A 20874-nucleotide genomic window follows, 5' to 3' on the forward strand; every position below is an offset into this window, starting at 1 on the left:
AGACTAGGACACGTCAGGCTGGTGCCGGCTGAGCTATCCGGCCCAGCAGGTGTTGCCACGCTCGGTCAAGGCCGGCGGCAATGCAGCCGGCCACGACTGTGTCTGCCGCGAGCACGCTCATCTTCACTTCCGGCATGACCGGCGAGAGCAGACGCAACTGCTCGACGACCGCATCGAGGAAACCCGGTGCCTGCCCGATACCACCGCCCAGCACGATCAACTCGGGGTCGACGACGGCGATGACACTGCACACCGCCTTGGCCACGAGGAGTGCCTCTTCGGTCACCACGGCGGCCGCGATCACATCACCACGCGCCGCCGCCGCGAACACCTTCGCCGCCGACGTCGCACCTCGCACACCCGCCCGCCGAGCGGCCCTGACCACGGCCGCGGCCGATGCCGAGGCGTCGAAGCTGCCCCGCTTGCGGGCATCCCGCGCATCGCTTCCGCTGCCTTCGGTGAACGGTAGGTAACTGATCTCGCCCGCCACACCGTGGAAGCCGTGCCGCAGCTTCCCGTCGAGCACCAAGCCCATGCCGATCCCCGTACCGACGGACACGAACGCGAAGCTGTCGACATCGCGGCCATGACCGTGGACCCGCTCGGCCAGGGCCGCGGCGTCGACGTCGTTCTCGATCATCAACGCCGGACCGAACCGCTCGCGCAGCGCCGGCAACACCGCGGGCGAGTCCCAACCCGACAGGCGCCCGGTCAACGTCAGAGTGTCGCGCTTCGGGTCGTAGACACCCGGACTTCCGATCACTGTCTGGGTGAGCTGCGACGCGGTGATGCCTGCTTCGTCCAGCAGTGTCTTGGCGAGGTCGGCCAGTTCCTGGACCCGGGCCATCTCCCGCACTGCCTTCGTGCGCACGCTGAGCCGGCAACGCACCGTGCCCCGCAAATCCGCGACCGCCCCACGCAAGAACTCGCGTCCGACATCGAGCCCGAGGACGAACCCTGCCTCCGGGCGTACGTCGTACAGTCGCGCGGCCGGACCCGGGACGCCGGTCCGCTGGCCGGACGCATGCACCAGCCCGCCGCGCTCTATGCTGGCCAGGGCCGCGGAGACCGTCGGCTTCGACAGACCGGTCAGCGCGGCCAGCTCCGTCCTCGACACCGGTCCGGACCGCCGGATGTGTTCCAGCAGCACCTGCTCGTTGATCGCGCGAATCAGCTGCGGGCGGGCCGCGGCGGCACCTCCGGCGACAACCGTCACGTCGGTCTCCTTCAGGTCGCGAATTGGTCAAGCTGCGAGTTGGGCCTTGTGCCCGCCAGGATTGTTAAGTTAGTTTCCTAACGATTCTATTGGACGGCACGGTGGAGTTGCCAGCCCATGATTCCTACCCCGGTTGTGCTCGGACTCGACTTCGGCGGGACGAAGATCGCCGCCGCGGTCGCCGACCTGTCCGGCCGGCGTCTCGGCACGACCACCATCGACAGCCTGGCCGAGGCAGGAGCCGAGGCCGCGATGGGTCGCGGTCTGACCGCGGCCCAGGATCTGTTGACGGAGGTCGCTCCGGACAGGGAACTCGCCGCGGTCGGCGCGGCGACGCTCGGGATCCCGTACGACGACCACGTCGAGCTCGCGCCGACGTTTCCCGGCTGGGGCGAACTCCCCTTCGGGCGGATGGTGCGGGAGGCGTTCCCCGACGTACCTGTCCGGCTCGGGACCGACGTGAAGGCCGCGGCCGCCGCCGAAGTGCGGTGGGGTGCGCTGGCCGGTTGCGATCCGGGGATCTACCTCAACCTCGGCACCGGCCTGGCGGTGGCGATCGTTGCCGGAGGCACGGTGATTTCCGGCGCTCACCGAGCGTCCGGAGAGATCGCCTACAACGTGCGGACCGCCGCGGATGTTTGGATCGAGCCGGCGCAGCGCACGATCCTCGAGGATGTCGTCAGCGGCCAAGCACTCGAGGCGACCGGCAGCACCCGGCTCGGCCAGCGGGTATCGGCGGCGGACGTTTTCACCAGGTCGGCGACCCAGCCGGACGCCGCCGTCCTCACCGACGAGTTCAACCGCGAGTTGGCGATGCACGTCGTCAACCTCGCCATCGCCCTCGACCCGGCCCGCATCGTTGTCGGTGGCGGCCTGGTCGGTTCCTGGGACCGGATCGGTCCCGAACTGCGCCGGGCACTCGACGCGGCCGTCCCGTTCCCACCGGAACTGGAAGTGGCCCGGTTCCCTTCGGACGCGCCGCTGGTGGGCGCACTCGCCCTCGGAGTCGAGGCCGCGGGCGCGGTCCTCGGTGCGGAGGCATTCGCATGACCATGAGATCGAGGAGTGAAAGGCAGAGACGATGAGGGGCATCAAACGGATCGCCGTCGCCACAGTGGCGGTCGGCATACTGGCCGCTGCGGGCTGTGGCGGCGGTGACAAGCCGATCGGGAGTGCGTCCAGCAACCCGTCGTCCTCGACGAGCAGCGGCGGCAGCACCGGGCAGTTCAAGAAGGGTGGAGTCGTCACCATCGCCAACGTGGGCGGTCAGACCTGGCCATGCCAGTTCAACCCGTTCAACCCGTCGGTCAACCAGCAGGCGCTCGGCTTCGTGTACGAGCCCCTGACCTTCGTCAACGTGCTGAAGAGCGGTGCCACCACGCCGATGCTGGCGACCGCGTTCACGTGGTCGCCGGCCAAGGACTCGATCGTCTTCACCATCCGCGACGGTGTGAAGTGGAGCGACGGCCAGCCGTTCAGCGCCGACGACGTGGTCTACACGTTCAACCTGATGAAGCAGCAGCCGGCCCTGGACCTGTTTGCCCTGTGGAGCGGCGCCGGGCTGACCAGCGTCACCGCGGCCGGCAACAAGGTCACGCTGAAGTTCAAGGGTGCGGCCGAGCCGTACTTCTACAACTTCGCCAACCAGGTCGGCATCGTGCCCAAGCACATCTGGTCCACCGGCGAGGCGGCGTCCAAGCCGGCCACCTATGCGAACCCGAAGCCGGTCGGCACCGGAGCGTTCACCGTCGAGTCATGCAGCAGCAACAACATCACCTACGCCGCCAACGGCAGCTACTGGCAGCCTGGCAAGCCGTATGTGTCGAAGGTGCAGTACCCGGCGTACCTGGACAACAACCCGGCCAACCTCGACCTGGCCAGCGGCAAGGCGCAGTGGGGTGGTCAGTACATCCCGAACATCGACAAGTTCTACAAGTCGAAGTCGCCGGACAACAACTACTGGTTCCCACCGACCGCGAACGTCGCGCTCATCCCGAACCTCGACCCGTCGCACAAGGTGACCAGCAACCTGGCCGTCCGGCAGGCGATCGCCTACGCGCTCGACCGCGAGCAGATCTCGAAGATCGGTGAGAGCGGCTACCAGCCGGCCGCGAACCAGACCGGCGTCGTCACCCCGACCTTCGACAAGTACTTCGACAAGGATGCGCTGACGGCGGCCGGCTACGACAAGCCGAACCCGGAGAAGGCCAAGCAGTTGCTGGCCAGCGCCGGCTACAGCGCGTCGAACCCGCTCAAGCTGAACGTCATCAGCGTCACCGGCTACACCGACTGGGACGCGTCCCTGGCGGTCGTCAAGCAGCAGCTCGCCGCGGTCGGGATCGAGTTGACCACCCAGGACCTGCAGCAGCAGTCGTACAACCAGAAGCTCTACACGGGTGACTTCGACCTGGCGTACTCCGCCCTGTCCGGCGGACCCTCGCCGTACTACGAGTTGCGGCAGCTGCTGTACTCGAAGAACACCGCCCCGATCGGCAAGCAGGCCAACAGCAACTACTCGCGCTACATCAACCCCGCGGTCGACAAGCTCTTCGACCAGTACGCGAGTGCGGACCCGGACACCCAGGTCCAGCTGATCAAGCAGATCTCGGGCTACATGATCAAGGACATCCCGCTGATCCCGACGACCGAGTCGGTCGACTGGTACCAGTACAACACCACGGACCTCGAGGGCTGGCCGACGCAGGACAACCCGTACGCCCAGCCGGCGCCGTACAACATCCCCGACGTCGGGCAGGTGCTGACGAACCTGTACTCGAAGTCGGCCCAGAAGTAAGTAAGGAAGGAAACGTGGCAAGAGTGAGCACGAGGAGCTGGTGGTCGTGCGGTTCCTGATACGTCGTCTCGGGTTCTTCGTGCTCACTCTCTGGGCGGCGATGACGCTGAACTTCTTCATCCCGCGGATGATGCCGGGCAGTCCTGAGGATGCACTGCGGTCGCGGCTCAGCAAGGGTGGCGCAATCGTCACGCCGGAGCAGTTACGCACGGTGCTGGCCGAGTTCGGCTTCGACCCGGACAAGAACATCGTGTTGCAGTACGGCGAGTACCTCAAAGCGATGGTCACCGGGCACTGGGGCGTGTCGGTCGGCAGCAGCCTCGGTGTCCCGGTGACGACCCTGATCGGCGACGCGCTGCCGTGGACCCTCGGCCTGGTCGGCATCACCACCGTGCTGGCGTTCGGGATCGGCACCCTGATCGGCACGATCGCCGGCTGGCGGCGGGGCGGGCTGATCGACGGGGTCGTGCCGCCGATCTTCATCGTCACCTCGGCGCTGCCGTACTTCTGGGTGGCGCTGCTGCTGATCTCATTGTTCGCCATGGGCAACAATCCGGTCCTGCCCAACGACTTCAACTACGATCAGGGGCTGACGCCCGCGTTCACGGCGGAGTTCGCCGGCAGCGTGCTCAAGCACGGCATCCTGCCGGCCGCCACCATCCTGATCACCGCGGTCGGCGGCTGGATCCTGACCATGCGCAACAACATGGTCACCACGCTGGCCGAGGACTACGTCCGGATGGCCCGCGCCAAGGGCATCCCGAACCGGAAGATCATGTTCGGCTACGCCGGCCGGAACGCGTTCCTGCCCAACCTGTCCGGGTTCGCGATGTCACTCGGCTTCGTCATCTCCGGCGTGATCCTGGTCGAGTACGTCTTCAACTACCCCGGCCTGGGTTACATGTTCTACAACGCCACGGTGAGCACCGACTATCCGTTGCTGCAGGCACTGTTCCTGCTGTCGACGCTGGCCGTCCTGATCTGTGTCCTGCTCTGCGACTTCGCGGTGTTCCTGCTCGACCCACGAGCCCGGACGAAGGGATAACCGATGAGCGCTATCGTCGCCGGCACCGCACCGGTCGCACCGAGTGTGACCCGCCGCCCGCGGGGCGGCATCTTCCGGGCCATCCTGCACAACCGCAAGGCCATGGTCGGGGCGGCCTTGCTGCTGCTGTTCTGCCTTCTGGCCGCCGTCCCGAAGCTGTTCGTCCCATGGCTCAAGGGCGACCCACAGGCGATCGGTGACCTGCCGCTGCAGGGACCCTCGTCCGCGCACTGGCTCGGCACCACCGGCCTCGGCCAGGACGTGTACGCCGAGCTGATCTACAGCACCCGCGAGTCGTTGATCATCGCGGTCGTCGCCGGCCTCGGCGCCACGATCCTGGCCGTCCTCATCGGGGTCTCGGCCGCCTACCTCGGCGGCGCGGCGGACAACGTGCTGTCGATGATGACCGACATCTTCCTGGTGCTGCCGACGTTCCCGCTGATCATCGTGCTGGCGACGTACGCCGGCAAGGGCAACCTGACCGTGATCATCGTCGTGCTGATCCTCACCGGCTGGTCGTACGGCGCCCGACAGATGCGCGCGCAGGCACTGTCGCTGCGCAACCGCGACTTCCTCGAGTCGGCCCGGGTCCGTGGCGAGCGGCGGTCGTACATCATCGTGGTCGAAGTGCTGCCGACGATGATCTCGCTGATCGTCGCGAACTTCCTCGGTGCCGCCCTGTACTCCGTCCTGACCGCGGCCGGCCTGCAGTTCCTCGGGCTCGGCGATCCCAACTCACTGAGCTGGGGCACGATGCTCTACTGGGCGCAGAACCAGGGCGCCCTGGTGAACGGACTGCCCGCGTGGGCGCTGTCGCCCGGCCTGGCGGTCGCGCTGCTCGGCGTCTCGTTCGCCCTGCTCAACTATGCGTTCGACGAGATCAGCAACCCCGCCCTGCGGCCGGTTCGGAGGCGACGTGCCAAGTCAGCAGCCAATTCTTGAGGTCCGCGATCTCACCGTCGAGTACGACACCGGCGACCGCCCGGTCGTCGCGGTCGACTCAGTGGATCTCGACGTACACGCCGGTGAGTTCGTCGGCGTGGTCGGCGAGTCGGGCTGCGGCAAGTCGACGCTGCTGTTCGCCATCGCCCAGCTGCTGAGCCCACCCGCCGCCATCACCGGCGGCAGCGTGCACTTCCAGGGCCAGGACCTGGTCGCGATGAACGAGAAGAAGCTGGCCGCACTGCGCTGGCGGGACTACTCAGTGGTGATGCAGAGCGCGATGAACGCGCTCAACCCGGTGAAGAGCATCGGCAGCCAGTTCCGCGACGCGATCATGGCGCACGACGAACGGGTCGACGATGAGCGCCCGGCCGAGGTGATGCGAATGGTCGGCATCGACCCGATCCACCTCAAGAGCTATCCGCACCAGCTCAGCGGCGGGATGCGGCAGCGGGCGATGATCGCGATGGCGCTGCTGTTCACCCCCGACATGATCATCATGGACGAGCCGACCTCGGCGCTCGACGTGGTCGCGCAACGATCCCTGATGGTGCAGATCAAGGAACTGCAGAAACAACTCGGCTTCGCCGTCGTCTTCGTCACCCACGACATGTCGCTGATCAGCCACTTCTCCGACCAGCTGATGGTGATGTACGCCGGTCAGGTCGTCGAGTTCGGCGCCACGCGCGCCGTGTTCGACCATCCGGCGCACCCGTACAGCAAGGGTCTGCTCGACGCGTTCCCGTCGATCCGGGGCCCGAAGCAACCACTGACCGGAATTCCGGGCAGCCCGCCGAACCTGGCCAGCCCACCGAGCGGCTGCCGCTTCCATCCGCGCTGCCCGGTGGCGTTCGAGGACTGTCCCAAGATCGAGCCCGAGCTCTACCAGGTCGGTCCGATCCAGGCGCGCTGCCTACTGCACGCACCGGGCCAGACCCGCCCGGCCGAGCCCGTCCAGGAGGTGACGTCATGACCGATATCAGTCTGGACTCCACGTCGTCGACCCTCCAGGACTCGGTGGCGTCGACGGCGCCGCTGCTCGAGACCAAGAAGCTCACCCGCCACTTCCGCGTCGGCCGCGGGCTCTCCCGCCAGATGCTGCACGCGGTCGACGACGTCGACCTCACCATCGACCGGCAGGAGATCGTGGCACTGGCCGGAGAGAGCGGCAGCGGCAAGAGCACCATCGCCCGGCTGCTCGCGGGTGTGTACCAACCGACGAGCGGCGAGATCTACTACGAGGGCCGACCGATGTCGAGCAGGCGGTCGCGCAAGGACCAGCTCGCCTACCGCGGCGACGTACCGATGGTCTTCCAGGATCCGTTCAGCTCGCTCAACCCCGCGTTCCGCGTCTCGCACGGCATCCTGCGCAGCCTGAAGCTGCACCGCCCGGAGCTCACGCGGGCACAGCGGCTCGAGGAGGCCGAACGCGTCGTCGAGGCGGTGGGCCTGTCCCCCGCCGGCGACATCATGCACCGCTATCCGTACGAGCTCAGCGGTGGGCAGCGGCAACGCATCGGCTTCGCCCAGGCGCTGGCGCACAAACCCAAGCTGATCCTTGCCGACGAGCCGGTCTCCATGCTGGACGTGTCGATTCGCATCGGCCTGCTCAACCTGATGAGCGAGCTGCGCGAGACCCAGGGCGTGTCGTTCCTCTACATCACCCACGACATCGCGAGCGCGCGGTACGTCGCCGACCGTCTCGCCATCATGTACGCCGGGCACATCGTCGAGTCCGGCCCGGCCGAGTCCGTGCTGGCCAACCCCAAGCACCCGTACACCGACCTGTTGCTCGGCGCGGTTCCCGACCCGCGGGCACCGCTGACTGCCGCCGTCGAAGGCGACACCGGTGAACCGCCGAAGGTCATCGACCCCACCCCGGGCTGCCGCTTCCGCTGGCGCTGCCCGCTGGTCGTCGACGAGTGCCACCAGACGACCCCGCTCCTGCGCATCCTCGGCACCGACCACGAGGCCGCCTGCCACGTCGCCGAATCCGATCCGGGGCTCCAGGACACAACGGCGCGTTAGGTTCGCCGTCGCCCTGACGTCTTTGCAACGTCAGGGCGATGCCGTATCCAGATGGTGTGACATCCCTGTGCCCGAACTGTGGTGCGCCGAGTGCTGCCTACGAGGCCGGTGGGCTCGTCGAGGTCGTCCACGATGCGGAGATCGACGGGTTGCGCAAGCTCTTCACCGGCGAACTGCTGCTGTCGCGCTGTGAGGTCTGCGCCGATCCACTGGACGCTGAGGTCAGCGTGGTCTGTGTCTCGGACGACCCACGGGCGATCGACCTGTTGTGCGGCCGGATGGCCCAGGGCTGGGACGCCGAGGCAGTGATCACCCGCGCCGGAGTTCCGGTCGACCGGTCGTACGTCGCACATCCGTCAGCGGACGCCTTGATGCACAGCGTGGCCGCACGGATGAAGGCGCGTCTGGCCGTGATCAACGCTGCCGGAACGGCCATCGCGGACCATCGCCTGATGAAGTACCTCGAGGAGCACTGGCGGCAGTTTCCCGCCGAAGCGTTCGCTGCTGCGATCGTGCCCGCCATCGCGCCGGTGCCAGGCACCAGAGTCGCCGCAGTCCGTGCCCAGGATGCCGGCCAGGCGGACGCTCCGACGTTCGAGGCGGTGTTGCGGTACTACGGGTCGATGCAGGCCCAGGTCTGGTTGGCGCTATGCCACTCGTGGATGCAGGACGAGATACATGGTGAGTCCCTGCAACGCGACCTGGAGCGTTACGTACTGCGCGGCTACGTCCTGCCGGGGGCGCTCGAGGCATTCGACGAGTACGCCGACACGCTCGAGACCGAGGATCTCCCGTTCCACGGCAGGTACGTTGTCGAGGCCACCAGAGCCGCGGTGCACCTGGGAGCTGACGTACCGGTGAGCGACGGACGCGAGTGGGCCATTGCTCTGGCATCGCTCGAATTCGCCTATCGGCAGGACGGCACCGAGGTACCGGCCGTCTTCGGCGCCATCCGGGTGGCCGAGGAGTTCGCCCGAGCCACCGTGTCCAGGCAGGACGCGTGGTGGGCCGCGCAGTTCCTCCTCGCCACTCTCGTGCAGGACCGCGCCGCGCAGGCCGCTCGGGTCGGCGCGGATGCCGCGGCGGGCGGGATCACGGGGGAGGAAATCCTCGCCGTGCAGGAGGTTGTCGAGTTCCTGGGCTTCTCCGGTCGGGACAGCGTCGTCAGTGATGTCCTCGCCGGGTTCGGCAAGGAGCCCGGACTCGAGGAGTTGCTGGATGCCGTGGACCGGTTCCACGAGCGCGGCGACGACGTCGACTCGGCACTGTCCTTCATCAAGGACATGGACGCGCCGCTGCTCCGCGCCGGACAGGCAGACGAGCTAGAGCGTCTTGCCGACCGCGTGATCGATAGGTTCCCGACAGTGGACGCACGCGCCGCCACCGAGACCTGGCTGGGCTCGCGACTCAAGCGGATCCGCCAGCCGAAACGCTTCCTGGCCAGAGTTGGTTCGGAACCGCGGCCCTGGGAGGCGGAGTTGGGCGGCATGCGGCGAGCGGCGCTCCTGACCGAGCGATCGAACGCACTGCGGCTGGCCGGACTGCCCGAGGAAGCACTGGAGGTCGCCCGGCAAGCGCGAGCCGCCCTGCCGGATGACGCCGGCGATGCGAACAAGGCGGTCGGGGACCGCAACATCGGGATTCTCCTGCGCGAAACGGGCGCACCGGATGCCGCGCTCGCCATCTTCACCGCGTTGAGCGCACGCGGCACGGCCGCGGAACGCCTGGAGGCATTCCATTCGGTCGCAGTCACGCTCGCGATGTTGCACCGCGTACCCGAGGCGATCAGCGCACTCGAACACGCACTCGCGCTTGCCGACGGTCCACAGGCACACCGTGCCCTCGCGCTCCGGGCTGCTCTCGCCAACCTCACCGCGCCCGACGAGCCGGCCAGAGCGGCTGAGCTGGTGCGCGAGATCCTCGATCCGGACGCCGTGATCACCGATCCGTACGTCGTCCTGCCGACGGCCGCGGCACTGTTCATCCTGGCCGGGCGGACGCCGGAGCTGGTCGATCAGGATCAGACCGACTCGATCGACCGAAACCTGACCGAGGTCCGCGATCGCGCGATCGCCGCCGGCGACGTCGCTGTCGCCTGCCACGCCGCGAACGCGACGGCCGTCCTGCACGATGTCCTCGGTCTCGCCGACAACCAGGACCGATGGCTCGCTGCCGATCGACTCGCCGTCGAGTTCGGACAGATTCCCGACGCGATCGTGCTGCTGCGGCTTGCCGCGTTCGCCTACGAACACGACGACTGGGAGGGTGCCGGCGAGGTCCTCGGCCAGGTGCCGACGGCTCTGCGCCGGATGTATCGGGATGTCCGGGACCTCGCTGCCGTCGCGACCAGCACCGAGTCACTCCGCTATGCGGCCGAGCGGTTGGCGGCAGCTGCACTCGGCAGCGTGCTCGACCGGCAGAGCACGCCCTGGAGTGCGCTTCGTCAGGTGGCGGACGTGGGCCGCAACGCGATCGGCCGTACGGTGGCCCGGAACAGCCGGTCGTGGAGCAGCGACGCGCCCTTACCGGATGACCATCGGCTCGCGGCGCTGGCCGAACCGGACCGGACCATCGGCGTCGTGGAGTGGATCGAAACGGCCGAGGTGTACGTCTGCATGCTCACCGTGATCACGCCGGATGGGCAGGTACGGTCGCGATTTCTCGAGGCACCCGACGAGGATCCGGTCGCCCTCGCCCCTGTTCTGCACAACCTCATCCGCGGCTGGCGGCGCGGACGCTCAGGTGACCCGCTGCAGCAGGACCAGTGGCAGGCCCTCGTCGCGTGGTGGACGCGGGAACTGTCCGAGGACCTGACCGATGGCGACCACGTGGTCGTCATCGAGCACCCGGACCTCGTCGGACTGCCCTGGCATGCTGCCTCCGCTGGGCTGTGGACGTGTTCGTATGCAGCGGGATGGTTCGCACTCCTGCAGGACACGCAGGTGAGACCCGTCCGACGCATCGGCGTTGTGCGCGTGCCGAAGTACGGGGACGCGGACGAGGTCCGCAACGCCCTCTTGACCTCGACCGCCCGAACCCGGGCCTTCGCGAACTCGTCGGGGCTGGAGTTCGAGGCCGCCGAGGACGCGCCGGCGGACGCCATGGCCGTGATGTCGCTGTTGAGCACGGTCGACATCGCCAAGCTCCTCTGCCACGGCTATCAGGATCCGCAGACGAACGAAGTGGGCATCATTGTCGCCGACGCGGGAGCGCTGCCGCTGCGGAACTCGATCGCTGCCTCCACTGAGCGCGGCCGGCGCCATCGGCTCGACTGGTCGGCACTGCAGACGCTGGAGCAGGCACCGATGGTGATCTTCTCACTGGCCTGCCTGAGCGGCGTCGTCCATTGGACCGGCCTGGGCGAGCGTCTCGGACTGTTCACCGCCTTCGGCCCAGCCGGTACCCGCGCACTGATCGCCCCGCGCTGGGAGGTGCCGCCCGCCGAGGTTGCCCCTATTCTCGACGCAGCGCTCGAGATCTGGCTGGCAGGCGACCTGGATCTGGCCCGTGCACTACACCAGGCCTGCACGGCCGCCGCGGAAACTCTTCCGCCACGCTATGCCTGGGCCTTGATGCTGGAGGGGGACTGGAGATGAGCCAAACGTTCGAGGAACTGCTGGCCGAGTTGCGGCCCGACGCCGACGCGGTGGAGCAGGCGACGCGGTACTACCTCGCCGAGAAGAGCGGCGACCTGGACCCGGCGAAGATGAAGGACCAGTTGCGGCAGGCCGCCGGAGAGCGCGGTCCTGAACTCGACGCGGCGCTGGCAGGGGTCGAGCAGGACGGTGCACAGATCGAGTCCGCCTGCCTGACGATCCTGGCCGAGGCGTGGGAGGACCCAGCCGAGCGCGACGCCGTCCGCGGCGCCCTGCAGGATGCCAAGGCGCAACTGCCCGTCATCGAGATAGCCCTCATCGCCATCACGGTCGCCTACGGGATGTACCTGCTGACAACGCGCGGTATCAAGCGACGGCTGAAGGTCAAGCGGCACAACCCGGATGGCTCCATCGACGAGATCGAGGAGGTCGAGTACGAGACGCCGGACGCGCCGCTGCGGGCCATCACCAAGCTGTTCTCCGGCGGGCAGTCGTCGGAGACCGGCGATCAGCGGTAGGCGCGGGCCTGGAGTTCGAAGAGTTCGGCGTAGCGGTGGCCGGCGCCGAGGAGGTCCTCGTGCGTGCCGACCTCCTCGACGCGGCCGTTGTGCAGGACCACGATGAGGTCGGCCATGCGGACGGTCGAGAAGCGGTGGGAGACGAGCACGGTGATGCCGCCGGTCTCGGTGGCCGCGATCTTTGCGGCGGCGGCGTACTGCTCGTAGAGGCGGTGCTCGGCCTCCGGGTCCAGCGCGGCGGTCGGCTCGTCGAGGAGCAACAGCAATGGGCGTTCGCGCATGAACGCCCGGGCCAGCGCGAGTCGTTGCCATTGGCCACCGGACAGCTCGACGCCGTCGGTGAACTTCTTGCCCAGCTGCGTATCCAACCCGCGCGGCAGCCCGGCGACGACGGACTCCGCATCGCCTCGCGCGACCGCGGCACGGACGGCCGCCTCGTCGGAGGCTCGGTCGACGTCGCCGAGCCCCACGACGTCGCGGGCCGCCAGCTCGAACTTGACGAAGTCCTGGAACCCCGCCGAGAGCTGCGACCGCCAAGCATCCGGTGAGATCGTCGACAGATCCACGCCGTCGACCAGGACGCGCCCGGTCGTCGGGTCGTACATCCGCGCGAGCAGCTTCACCAATGTCGTCTTGCCCGCACCGTTCTCCCCCACCAGCGCGACCGCCGACCCCGCGGGCAGACTGAGACTGACATCGGTGAGTACGGCGGAATCCGTGCCAGGGTAGGAGAATCCGACGTTCCGCAGCTCGATGCCGGACACCAGCCGGGCCGGTGCCGCGGTTGTGCTCGACGTCCAGGAGTTCTCCTTCGCGTACGTGCGCAGCCAGTCGTACCGGCTGAAGCTCCGCACGACCTCGCCCACCCAGTACACGTTCCGCGCGATCCCACCGGTCATCTGATCCACCTGCGGCGCCAGCAGCAGCACCAGTACGACGTCGCCCGCCGTCTGTTGCCCGTTCCGGGCTCGCGCGATGATCCACACCACGGCCGCGGCGTACGCGAGACCGAACACGAGGCGGACCGACCCATCGACCTTGCCGCCCCATCGGGCCGCCGCGACTCGGCGCCGGAACCGCTCCGTCTGCAACGCGAAGATCCTGTCCAGCAGCACCTGTCCGAGCCCGAAAACCCTCAGCTCGAGGCCCGTCCGCGGGTCCTTCGCCACCTCGATCAGCCGGTCGATCAGGCGCTCCTGAGGCATCGAGTCCTCCCACGCCTTGTGCTGCCGCGTGCTGCTCAGGTACGCCGACCAGATCCGTGACGCACCGAGCAGCGGGAGGATCAGCAGCAGCGGATTCACCGACCCGAGCAACCCGAGCACGGTCACCGTGTTGGCAATCGTCGCGAAGGCCCACAGCAGCACCTCGGCGCCGACGCCCATCCGCCACGCACGTTCGCGCACCAACTCCAGCCGGTCGGCCACATCGGGCCGCTCATGATGCGTCAGCCCTGGAATGCCGGTCGTCACGTCCAGCAGGTCGGCGTGCACGCGACCGGCCATCCGCTCCTGCGCGGTGTCCTGCAGCGGCCAGCCCACGACGTCGGCGACGAACGAGACCGCCAGCGCGCCGACGATGATGCCGATGCCGAGCGCGATCGTGCTCGACTGGTCTTCCGCGATCCCGTCGACGAGCCGGCTGACGCCGTACGTCTGCAGCGGGGCCGTGATCGCTCTGGCCGCGACGAGCACGGCCGAGATCGTCATCAGCAACGGCGCGGCCCGGAACGACGTGGACAGCCACAGCCAGCAGATCCGGAGGCTACGCATCGAGGACCTCGCTGCCGGCCTTGTCCGAGGACGTCACGTATCGCTCGGCCTGCAGGCGGAACATGGCGGCGTACGTCCCACCCTTGTCGAGCAACTGGTCGTGCGTGCCGTCCTCGATGATGTGGCCGTCGGCCAGCACGCAGATGCGATCCGCGTTCCGGACGACCGAGAAGCGATGCGAGATGATCAGCGACGCCACGCCCGACGTCAGCTCCAGGTACCGCTCGACCAGCTCAGCCTCGGCCCGTACGTCGAGAGCCGCCGCCGGCTCGTCCAGCACCAGCACGCCGGCGCCCGCGTGGACGGCGAACAGCGCCCGCGCCAGCGCGATCCGCTGCCATTCGCCGCCGGACAGGTCGACGCCGCCGTCGAACGTCTTGTCGAGGACGGTGTCCCAGCCCTCCGGCAACCGGCGTACGACGTCGTCGATGCCCGACTCGCGGGCGACCTTCGCCAGCCCGACCTCGTCGTCGACGCGCTCGACCGCGCCGAACGCGACGTTGTCGGTCACCGACAACGGGAAACGGAGGAAGTCCTGCACGATCGCGGCGATGCGCCGCTGCCAGGCGGTCAGGTCGATGTCCGCAAGGTCGACGCCGTCGACCAGGATCCGGCCCGTCGTCGGCCGGTACGCGCCACCGAGCAGCTTCACCAGTGTGGACTTGCCGGCACCGTTGACGCCAACGAGCGCGAGCGCTTCGTGCGCACGGATCGTGAGGTTGAGGTCGCGGAGTACGTCGACGTCGGAACCCGGGTACCGGAAGCTCACGTTCTCGAAGCGGACCTCGCGGGCCGGCATCGTCTCGACGCGGTGCTTGGTCGTCGCGCGCGGCTCGGGATGACGCTCGGCGATCGTCCCCGGCAGCCCCTTCATCGCCCGGTACGCCGACAACCCGCGCCGCACCTGGACGACGCCGTACCCGTTGCTCGACACCCCGATGGCCAGGATCGCCGGAACGGTGGTCGCGACCTCGGTCAACGGCAGGTCGCCGTTCAGTGCGGCGCGGCCGGCCAGCAGGATCGCCAAGCCGTTCGCAGCCAGGTGCAGGCCGCCGGTCAGGATCGACCACTTCACGTTCCTGCGGCGGCGTTCCCAGACCGGGCGGAAACCAGCGGTCCACTCGCGGACGTACCGCTGGACCAGCCAGTTGTGGAGGCCGAAGACGCGCAGCTCCTTCGGCGCGTCACGCATGCCGAGGTCGAACAGGTAGTTGGCCCGGCGCTGCTCCTCGGTGTTGCCCCACCACACGTCGATCTCGCGCTCGATCAGGCGGCCGCCGTACCACTCCAGCAGGAAGGTGACCGCGACCAGCATCACGGCGACCGGCCAGGAGAACATCACACCGACGATGACCGCCGATCCGATCAAGGTGACCCGGCTCGCGAGCAGCCACGGCAGGTTGCCCAAGCCCTGGGCGAGATGGAAGCCACCCTTGCCCTTGGCCCGCTCCTGCACATCCAGCACCTCGGTGTCCTCGAGATGCGCGATCCGGCGCGGACTGAGCAGCGGCTCGGTGATGCCGGTGCCGATCGCCCGGGTGAGCGCCGCGTCCATGATCAGCGTCGCCACCTGGTGGATCGCGGGTGTCAGACTCTCGAGAACGAAGACCACCAGCAGTCCGCCGAGCAGCCAGCTGAACTCGGTCATCGGCATCGCTCCGGGCGCGTCGTTGATCACCCCGGGAACGGCGCCGACCACGCGGCCGGTGAGCAGTACGACGGCCATGCCCAGCAAGGAGCCGAGCACCGCCAGGCTCATCGTCAGGGCGGTGCTCCACGGTGCAACACGCAGCGCGTACCGCAACAGAGTCAGCACTTGACCGACCGTAACGGGGACCACCGACAAAAACATCCGAGTTTCACAGGCCCTGCCCTACGCTCGTTCCAACGACGCCGACGAGGGGAGCTGGTGATGCGTTGGTGATGCACAGCCCTCTCCTCGAATCAAAGCTCTATCTGCCCCGGAACCGGCAGGCTCTCGTGCCACGAGCGCGGCTCACCGAGCGGCTGCGACGACGGGACGAGGTCAGGTTGACGCTGGTGTCGGCACCGGCGGGTTTCGGAAAGACGACCCTGCTCTCGGCCTTGGTGGCCGAGCGCCCGGGCCGGACAGCGTGGGTCTCGTTGGAGGCGAGCGATCGTCACGCCATCACGTTCTGGGCCTACGTGCTGACCGCATTGGAGCGCGCTGCTCCGGGTGTCGGCGAGGGCGCGCTCGGGTTGCTCCGGTCGGGTCAGGCGCCGATCGAGTCGGTGCTGGCCGGCGTACTCAACGAGCTCAGCGTTCTTCCCGAGGACGTGGATCTTGTGCTGGACGACTATCACCTCGCCGACGGTCCGGAGATCCAGCCGGGGATGGCGTTCCTGGTCGAGCATCTGCCGCCACAGGTGCAGCTGCTGATCAGCACCAGGGCCGACCCCGCGCTCCCTCTTGCTCGCTTGCGTGCGCGTGGCGAGCTGGTCGAGATCCGCGCCGCCGATCTTCGCTTCACCGTCGGCGAGGCGACGGCGTACCTGAACGATCTGACCGGGCTGGATCTTGATGCGGCGGCCATCGCGACGCTCGAAGGGCGGACCGAGGGATGGATCGCCGCTCTCCGGCTGGCGGCACTCTCGCTCCAAGGGCGTGACGACGCGACTGCGTTCATCGAAGGATTCGCCGGCGATGACAGGTACGTCGTGGACTACCTGCTCGACGAGGTGCTCGACCGGCAGCCGGACGACGTACGCCGGTTCCTGCTTGAGACGTCGATCGCCGACCGGCTGACCGGACCGCTGTGTGATGCCGTAACCGGACGGTCCGGTGGCAAGGCGATGCTCGAGGCGCTCGAACGGCAGAACCTCTTCCTGGTCCCGCTCGACGACCATCGCCGGTGGTACCGCTATCACCACCTCTTCGGCGACGTACTGCGGTCGCATCTGCGTGAAGAACGTGGCGACCTCGAGGAGCTGCACCGGCGCGCCAGCAGCTGGTACGAGGAGGCCGGAGAGACTGTCGCAGCCGTGCAGCACTCCCTTGCGGCCGGCGACGCTGAGCATGCCGCGGACTTGGTCGAGCTGGCCGTGCCCGCCTTGCAACGGGAGCGGCAGGAACCCACGCTGCGACGCTGGCTGGACGACATACCGAACGACGTCGTGCAGGAACGGCCTGTGCTCGCAGTCGGATTCGTCGGGGCGCTGATGTCCTGCAACGAGTTCGACGGTGTCGGGCAACGGATCGACGACGTCGAGCGTGTGCTGGCCGGACCAACGGATGCACTGGTGGTCGTCGACCGTGGCGAACTCGTCAAGCTGCCCGGCGCCATCGAGAAGTACCGGGCCGCGCTGGCGCTGGCTTCCGGCGATCCGGCCGGGACGATCGAGCATGCCGGCCGCGCGATCGAGCGCGCTGTCGACGGCGACCACCTCACCACCGCCTCCGCCTCGGCGCTGGCGGGTCTCGCGCACTGGACCGACGGGGATCTCGAAGCCGCGCATGACGGCTACACGACGGCCGCGCGGGATCTGCAACGGATCGGGTACATCGCCGACGTCCTCGGCTGCTCGATCACCCTGGCCGACGTCGAGATCACGCAAGGTCGCCTCCGGCGGGCCCAGAGCACCTTCGAGCGAGCCCTAGACCTCGGCGAAGGTCTCCGCGGGACAGCGGACATGTACGTCGGGTTGAGCCGGCTCGCACTGGAGCGGAACGATCTCGATGCCGCTAGCAACTATCTACGCCGCGCCGACGACCTGGGACCGGCCGCCGGCCTGCCGCAGAACCCCTATCGATGGCGCGTGGCGATGGCCAGCCTCCAGGAAGCGGAGGGCGACCTCGTCGGCGCCCGGGATCAGCTCGATGCGGCCGAACGGGTGTACGTCGGCGACTTCGCACCGAATGTTCGTCCGATCGCGGCACTCCGGGCGCGCGTCCTGGTTGCCCAGGGCCACTTGTCCGCCGCCCGCGACTGGATCCGTCAGCAGGGTCTGTCAATGGACGACGAACTCTCGTACCTGCGCGAGTACGAGCACCTGACGCTGGCCCGCATCCTCCTCGCGGAGCAGGCACGCGGCGACGCCATCCGGCTGCTCGAACGACTCCAAGCGGCGGCCGAAGCAGGCGGCCGCACCGGGACCGTCATCGAGATCCTCGTACTCCGGGCGCTCGCCCAAGGTGGCGTCGATCCGCTGGAACGAGCGTTGACGCTGGCCGAGCCCGAAGGCTACGTCCGTGTCTTCATCGCCGAGGGGCCGCCGATGACGTCCATGCTGGCGGCTCTCGCGCAACGCCGGCCCGACCGGCTCTACCCGCGCGTGCTGCTGGACGCGGTACGCCGGCCCACCTCTCAGGCTCCGAAGCCGGCCGGAGAGCAGGTCCTGGTCGACCCGCTGAGCGACCGGGAGCTCGACGTACTGCGGTTGCTTGCCGGCGAACTCGACGGCCCTTCGATCGCGCGCCAACTCGTCGTGTCGCTGAACACCGTGCGCACTCACACCAAGCACATCTACGCCAAGCTCGGCGTGACCAACCGGCGCAGCGCGGTCCGGCTGGCTCACCAGCTCAACCTGCTCACACGCTGAATCACCACATGATGTGATGCCCGGTCACCACAAGCGCTCGTAGCTTGCGGACATGTCGCACGATTCAGCTTGGTACGAGATCCGCCTGCAAGGGCAGCTCCACCCGCGGTGGGCTACCTGGTTCGACGGCCTGACCGTCACCAGCGCCGCCGACGGCACCACGGTCATCCACGGCCGCGTCGCCGACCAGGCCGCACTGCACGGCGTACTGCAGAAGCTGCGCGACCTCGGCCTCCCGCTGCTGTCGGTCGCCCGGATCGACTCCGATCCGGCGAAGCACTCATCACCTGGAGAACTGCCATGACCATCACCGCATCAACTGCATCCGCCGACCGTCGTACCGCAGACCCGACCAGGAACAACGCCCGGGCCGGCGGCATCTTCTACCTGATCACGTTCGCCGCCTCGATACCCGCGCTGGTGCTGCTCAGCCCGGTGCTGAACGACGCCGGCTACATCACCGGCGCCGGTCAGGACACCCGCGTCCTGTGGGGCTGCTTCCTCGATTTCGTCAACGCCGTCACCTGTGTCGGCTCCGCGGTCGCGGTGTATCCGGTGGTGAAGCGACGCAACGAGTCCCTGGCGCTCGGCTTCGTCAGCTCCCGGCTGATCGAGGCCGCCATCATCATGGTCGGTGTCGTCAGCCTTCTCGCCGTCGTCACCCTGCGGCAGGATCAGGCCGGCGACGTCGCGACCGGTCAGGCACTGGTCGCCGTCCGCGACTGGACGTTCCTGTTCGGACCCGGCTTCATGGCCACCATCAACGCCGTACTCTTCGGCACCCTGCTCTACCGGTCCCGCCTGGTCCCCCGCATCATCCCCACACTGGGCCTCATCGGTGCGCCGATTCTCTTCACCGCGAACATGCTCACCGTCTTCGGCCACAACACGCAGACGTCCACCTGGTCCCTGCTCGCCACGCTGCCCGTCGCCGCCTGGGAGCTGTCCGTCGGCGTCTACCTGACCACCAAGGGCTTCCGACGGGTCTGAACCTGTCGAGTTGAAGGCATCGGGCACCTCACGCTTACCGGAACGCCATGGTGGGTGAGGTGCCCGATTCCTACGGTTGTGGGGTGCGAAAGACCAAGGACGCCGGGCTGGTCGACGTCGTACCTGCACAGACGTACTTCGTCGTCAGCGCGATCTTCCACTATCTGGGGCCGGCCATGGCAGTCCTGCTCTTCGCGCGGATCGAGCCGCTCGGCGTCGCGTGGTTGCGGATCGCGGCCGCAGGCACGATCTTCTGGCTCTGGCGCCGGCCACTCAAGGCATGGCGATCACTGGACCCGGCCACCCGCAAACTGCTCGCCGGGTGGGGCGCCGTTCTCGCGGTGATGAACTGCAGCTTCTACATGGCGATCGACCGGGTGCCGCTGGGAACGGTCGCCGCGGCCGAGTTCGCACCGGTCATCGTGCTGGCCGCGATCGCGGTTCGCAGCCTCCGGAACCTGCTGGCGCTCGTTCTCGCCGTCGCCGGGGTCTACATCCTCACCGACATCAGGCTGTCGCAGGACTGGATCGGTCTGCTCTGCACAGCGCTCAACGCGCTCCTCTTCGCGGCGTACGTCGTACTCGGACACCGGGTGTCGCGCGTCGACGGACTGCGCAGGATCGACGGGTTGGCGCTCACGATGGGCATCGCCACTGTGATCGCGCTGCCGGTAGGGGTCATGCAGGCCGAACCGGCGTTCACGGACTGGAAGCTACTGGCCGCTGCGGTCGGCGTCGGGGTCTGCTCGTCGGTCATTCCGTATGTCAGTGATCAACTCGCGATGGCCCGGCTCAAGCGATCAACGTTCGCACTGATGCTGGCCTTGCTGCCCGCTACAGCGACGGCGATCGGTGCCGTCGTACTGCGTCAGATCCCGACGCTCGCCGACCTCGCGGCAGTCGCGGTCATCGTCGCAGCGGTCGCGCTGCACCACGAGAAAGCGTGATCACGCGGACGGAGCCGGCCGGTACGACGGCAACGCGTCCGCGAGGCTCGGATACTGACGGATCCGCTCGCCGAGGTCCGACAACAACTCGGCCAGCCAGGTTGCCGCGCCGGCGACCCGCAGCCATCCGTTGTGCTGGACCGCCAACTCACCGGCGGTCCTCAGCACCTCGATGCCGGAACGATCCATGTGACTCACCCGGCGAAGATCGACCACGAGCGTCGGCCGCTTGGTGGTGATCACGTGGTGTAACTCGGTCTCGAACGCCGGCGCGCTGACGTCGTCGATCCTGCCCGCGACGCGAACCACCGCGCAGTCTCCGACCGCCGACCAGCCGCAGACGAACGGACCACTCACGTCCGTCGGCATGTTGGCAGATCGGACCACCCGCGGTGTACTCACATGCCCGGCCCCCGAACGTCTCACTGCTTTCACTGCGACTCCTCGAACGTACTGCGGGCCGTCC

16 protein-coding genes are annotated in these 20874 nt (G+C 68.1%); 12 read left to right on the forward strand and 4 right to left on the reverse strand.

All coding sequences use genetic code 11. From position 1 onward, the window contains the following. Positions 1–13 precede the first annotated feature (13 nt). A complete protein-coding gene (locus AB0I34_RS21810; RefSeq protein ID WP_360447604.1) occupies positions 14–1216 on the reverse strand; it encodes an ROK family transcriptional regulator in 1203 nt (400 codons plus the stop codon). 117 nt (positions 1217–1333) lie between these two features. Here AB0I34_RS21810 and AB0I34_RS21815 point away from each other — a divergent pair, with 117 nt between their 5' ends. From AB0I34_RS21815 to AB0I34_RS21850, 8 genes are read left to right on the forward strand one after another with little or no spacing between them, the layout of a single operon-like run. Next, positions 1334–2266: an ROK family protein gene (locus tag AB0I34_RS21815; protein ID WP_360447606.1), complete on the forward strand. Its 933-nt coding sequence runs from the start codon at positions 1334–1336 to the stop codon at positions 2264–2266. A gap of 31 nt (positions 2267–2297) precedes the next feature. Next, positions 2298–4010, forward strand: coding sequence for an ABC transporter substrate-binding protein (locus AB0I34_RS21820; RefSeq protein ID WP_360447608.1), 1713 nt, complete (start codon positions 2298–2300; stop codon positions 4008–4010). 46 nt (positions 4011–4056) lie between these two features. Next, on the forward strand, positions 4057–5055 hold the full coding sequence (locus AB0I34_RS21825; RefSeq protein WP_360447609.1) for an ABC transporter permease: 999 nt from the start codon (positions 4057–4059) through the stop codon (positions 5053–5055). A gap of 3 nt (positions 5056–5058) precedes the next feature. Next, positions 5059–5997, forward strand: a complete 939-nt coding sequence (locus AB0I34_RS21830) for an ABC transporter permease (RefSeq protein ID WP_360447610.1) — start codon at positions 5059–5061, stop codon at positions 5995–5997. Beyond that, positions 5972–6970 carry an ABC transporter ATP-binding protein gene (locus AB0I34_RS21835; protein WP_360447611.1) on the forward strand — a complete coding sequence of 333 codons (999 nt, stop codon included), beginning with the start codon at positions 5972–5974 and terminating at the stop codon, positions 6968–6970. Before AB0I34_RS21830 ends, AB0I34_RS21835 begins: the two co-directional genes overlap by 26 nt. Then, on the forward strand, positions 6967–8025 hold the full coding sequence (locus AB0I34_RS21840; RefSeq protein WP_360447612.1) for an ABC transporter ATP-binding protein: 1059 nt from the start codon (positions 6967–6969) through the stop codon (positions 8023–8025). Before AB0I34_RS21835 ends, AB0I34_RS21840 begins: the two co-directional genes overlap by 4 nt. Before the next feature lie 38 nt (positions 8026–8063). After that, positions 8064–11621 (forward strand): CHAT domain-containing protein, encoded by a 3558-nt coding sequence (locus AB0I34_RS21845; RefSeq protein WP_360447614.1) that lies wholly within the window; start codon positions 8064–8066, stop codon positions 11619–11621. Continuing rightward, positions 11618–12139, forward strand: coding sequence for a hypothetical protein (locus AB0I34_RS21850; RefSeq protein ID WP_360447616.1), 522 nt, complete (start codon positions 11618–11620; stop codon positions 12137–12139). Before AB0I34_RS21845 ends, AB0I34_RS21850 begins: the two co-directional genes overlap by 4 nt. Here AB0I34_RS21850 and AB0I34_RS21855 read toward each other — a convergent pair. Both AB0I34_RS21855 and AB0I34_RS21860 read right to left on the reverse strand, forming a co-directional pair. Continuing rightward, complete coding sequence (locus AB0I34_RS21855) at positions 12130–13911, reverse strand: ABC transporter ATP-binding protein (protein WP_360447618.1); 1782 nt, start codon at positions 13909–13911, stop codon at positions 12130–12132. The genes AB0I34_RS21850 and AB0I34_RS21855 overlap by 10 nt on opposite strands. Continuing rightward, positions 13904–15727 carry an ABC transporter ATP-binding protein gene (locus AB0I34_RS21860; RefSeq protein WP_360447620.1) on the reverse strand — a complete coding sequence of 608 codons (1824 nt, stop codon included), beginning with the start codon at positions 15725–15727 and terminating at the stop codon, positions 13904–13906. The genes AB0I34_RS21855 and AB0I34_RS21860 overlap by 8 nt, the downstream gene beginning before the upstream one ends. Before the next feature lie 164 nt (positions 15728–15891). Here AB0I34_RS21860 and AB0I34_RS21865 point away from each other — a divergent pair, with 164 nt between their 5' ends. From AB0I34_RS21865 to AB0I34_RS21880, 4 genes are all read left to right on the forward strand, one after another. Next, a complete protein-coding gene (locus AB0I34_RS21865; protein ID WP_360447622.1) occupies positions 15892–18471 on the forward strand; it encodes a LuxR C-terminal-related transcriptional regulator in 2580 nt (859 codons plus the stop codon). 52 nt (positions 18472–18523) lie between these two features. Next, complete coding sequence (locus AB0I34_RS21870; RefSeq protein ID WP_360447624.1) at positions 18524–18775, forward strand: hypothetical protein; 252 nt, start codon at positions 18524–18526, stop codon at positions 18773–18775. Beyond that, a complete protein-coding gene (locus AB0I34_RS21875; RefSeq protein ID WP_360447626.1) occupies positions 18772–19461 on the forward strand; it encodes a DUF4386 domain-containing protein in 690 nt (229 codons plus the stop codon). The genes AB0I34_RS21870 and AB0I34_RS21875 overlap by 4 nt, the downstream gene beginning before the upstream one ends. A gap of 83 nt (positions 19462–19544) precedes the next feature. Next, complete coding sequence (locus AB0I34_RS21880; RefSeq protein ID WP_360447628.1) at positions 19545–20408, forward strand: EamA family transporter; 864 nt, start codon at positions 19545–19547, stop codon at positions 20406–20408. Here AB0I34_RS21880 and AB0I34_RS21885 read toward each other — a convergent pair whose 3' ends face one another. Then, complete coding sequence (locus AB0I34_RS21885) at positions 20409–20777, reverse strand: STAS domain-containing protein (RefSeq protein WP_360447630.1); 369 nt, start codon at positions 20775–20777, stop codon at positions 20409–20411. It lies immediately after the preceding gene. Between the last annotated feature and the right edge of the window lie 97 nt (positions 20778–20874).

Origin of the sequence: Kribbella sp. NPDC050281 (genome assembly GCF_040655855.1) — a bacterium.
Taxonomy (GTDB): domain Bacteria; phylum Actinomycetota; class Actinomycetes; order Propionibacteriales; family Kribbellaceae; genus Kribbella.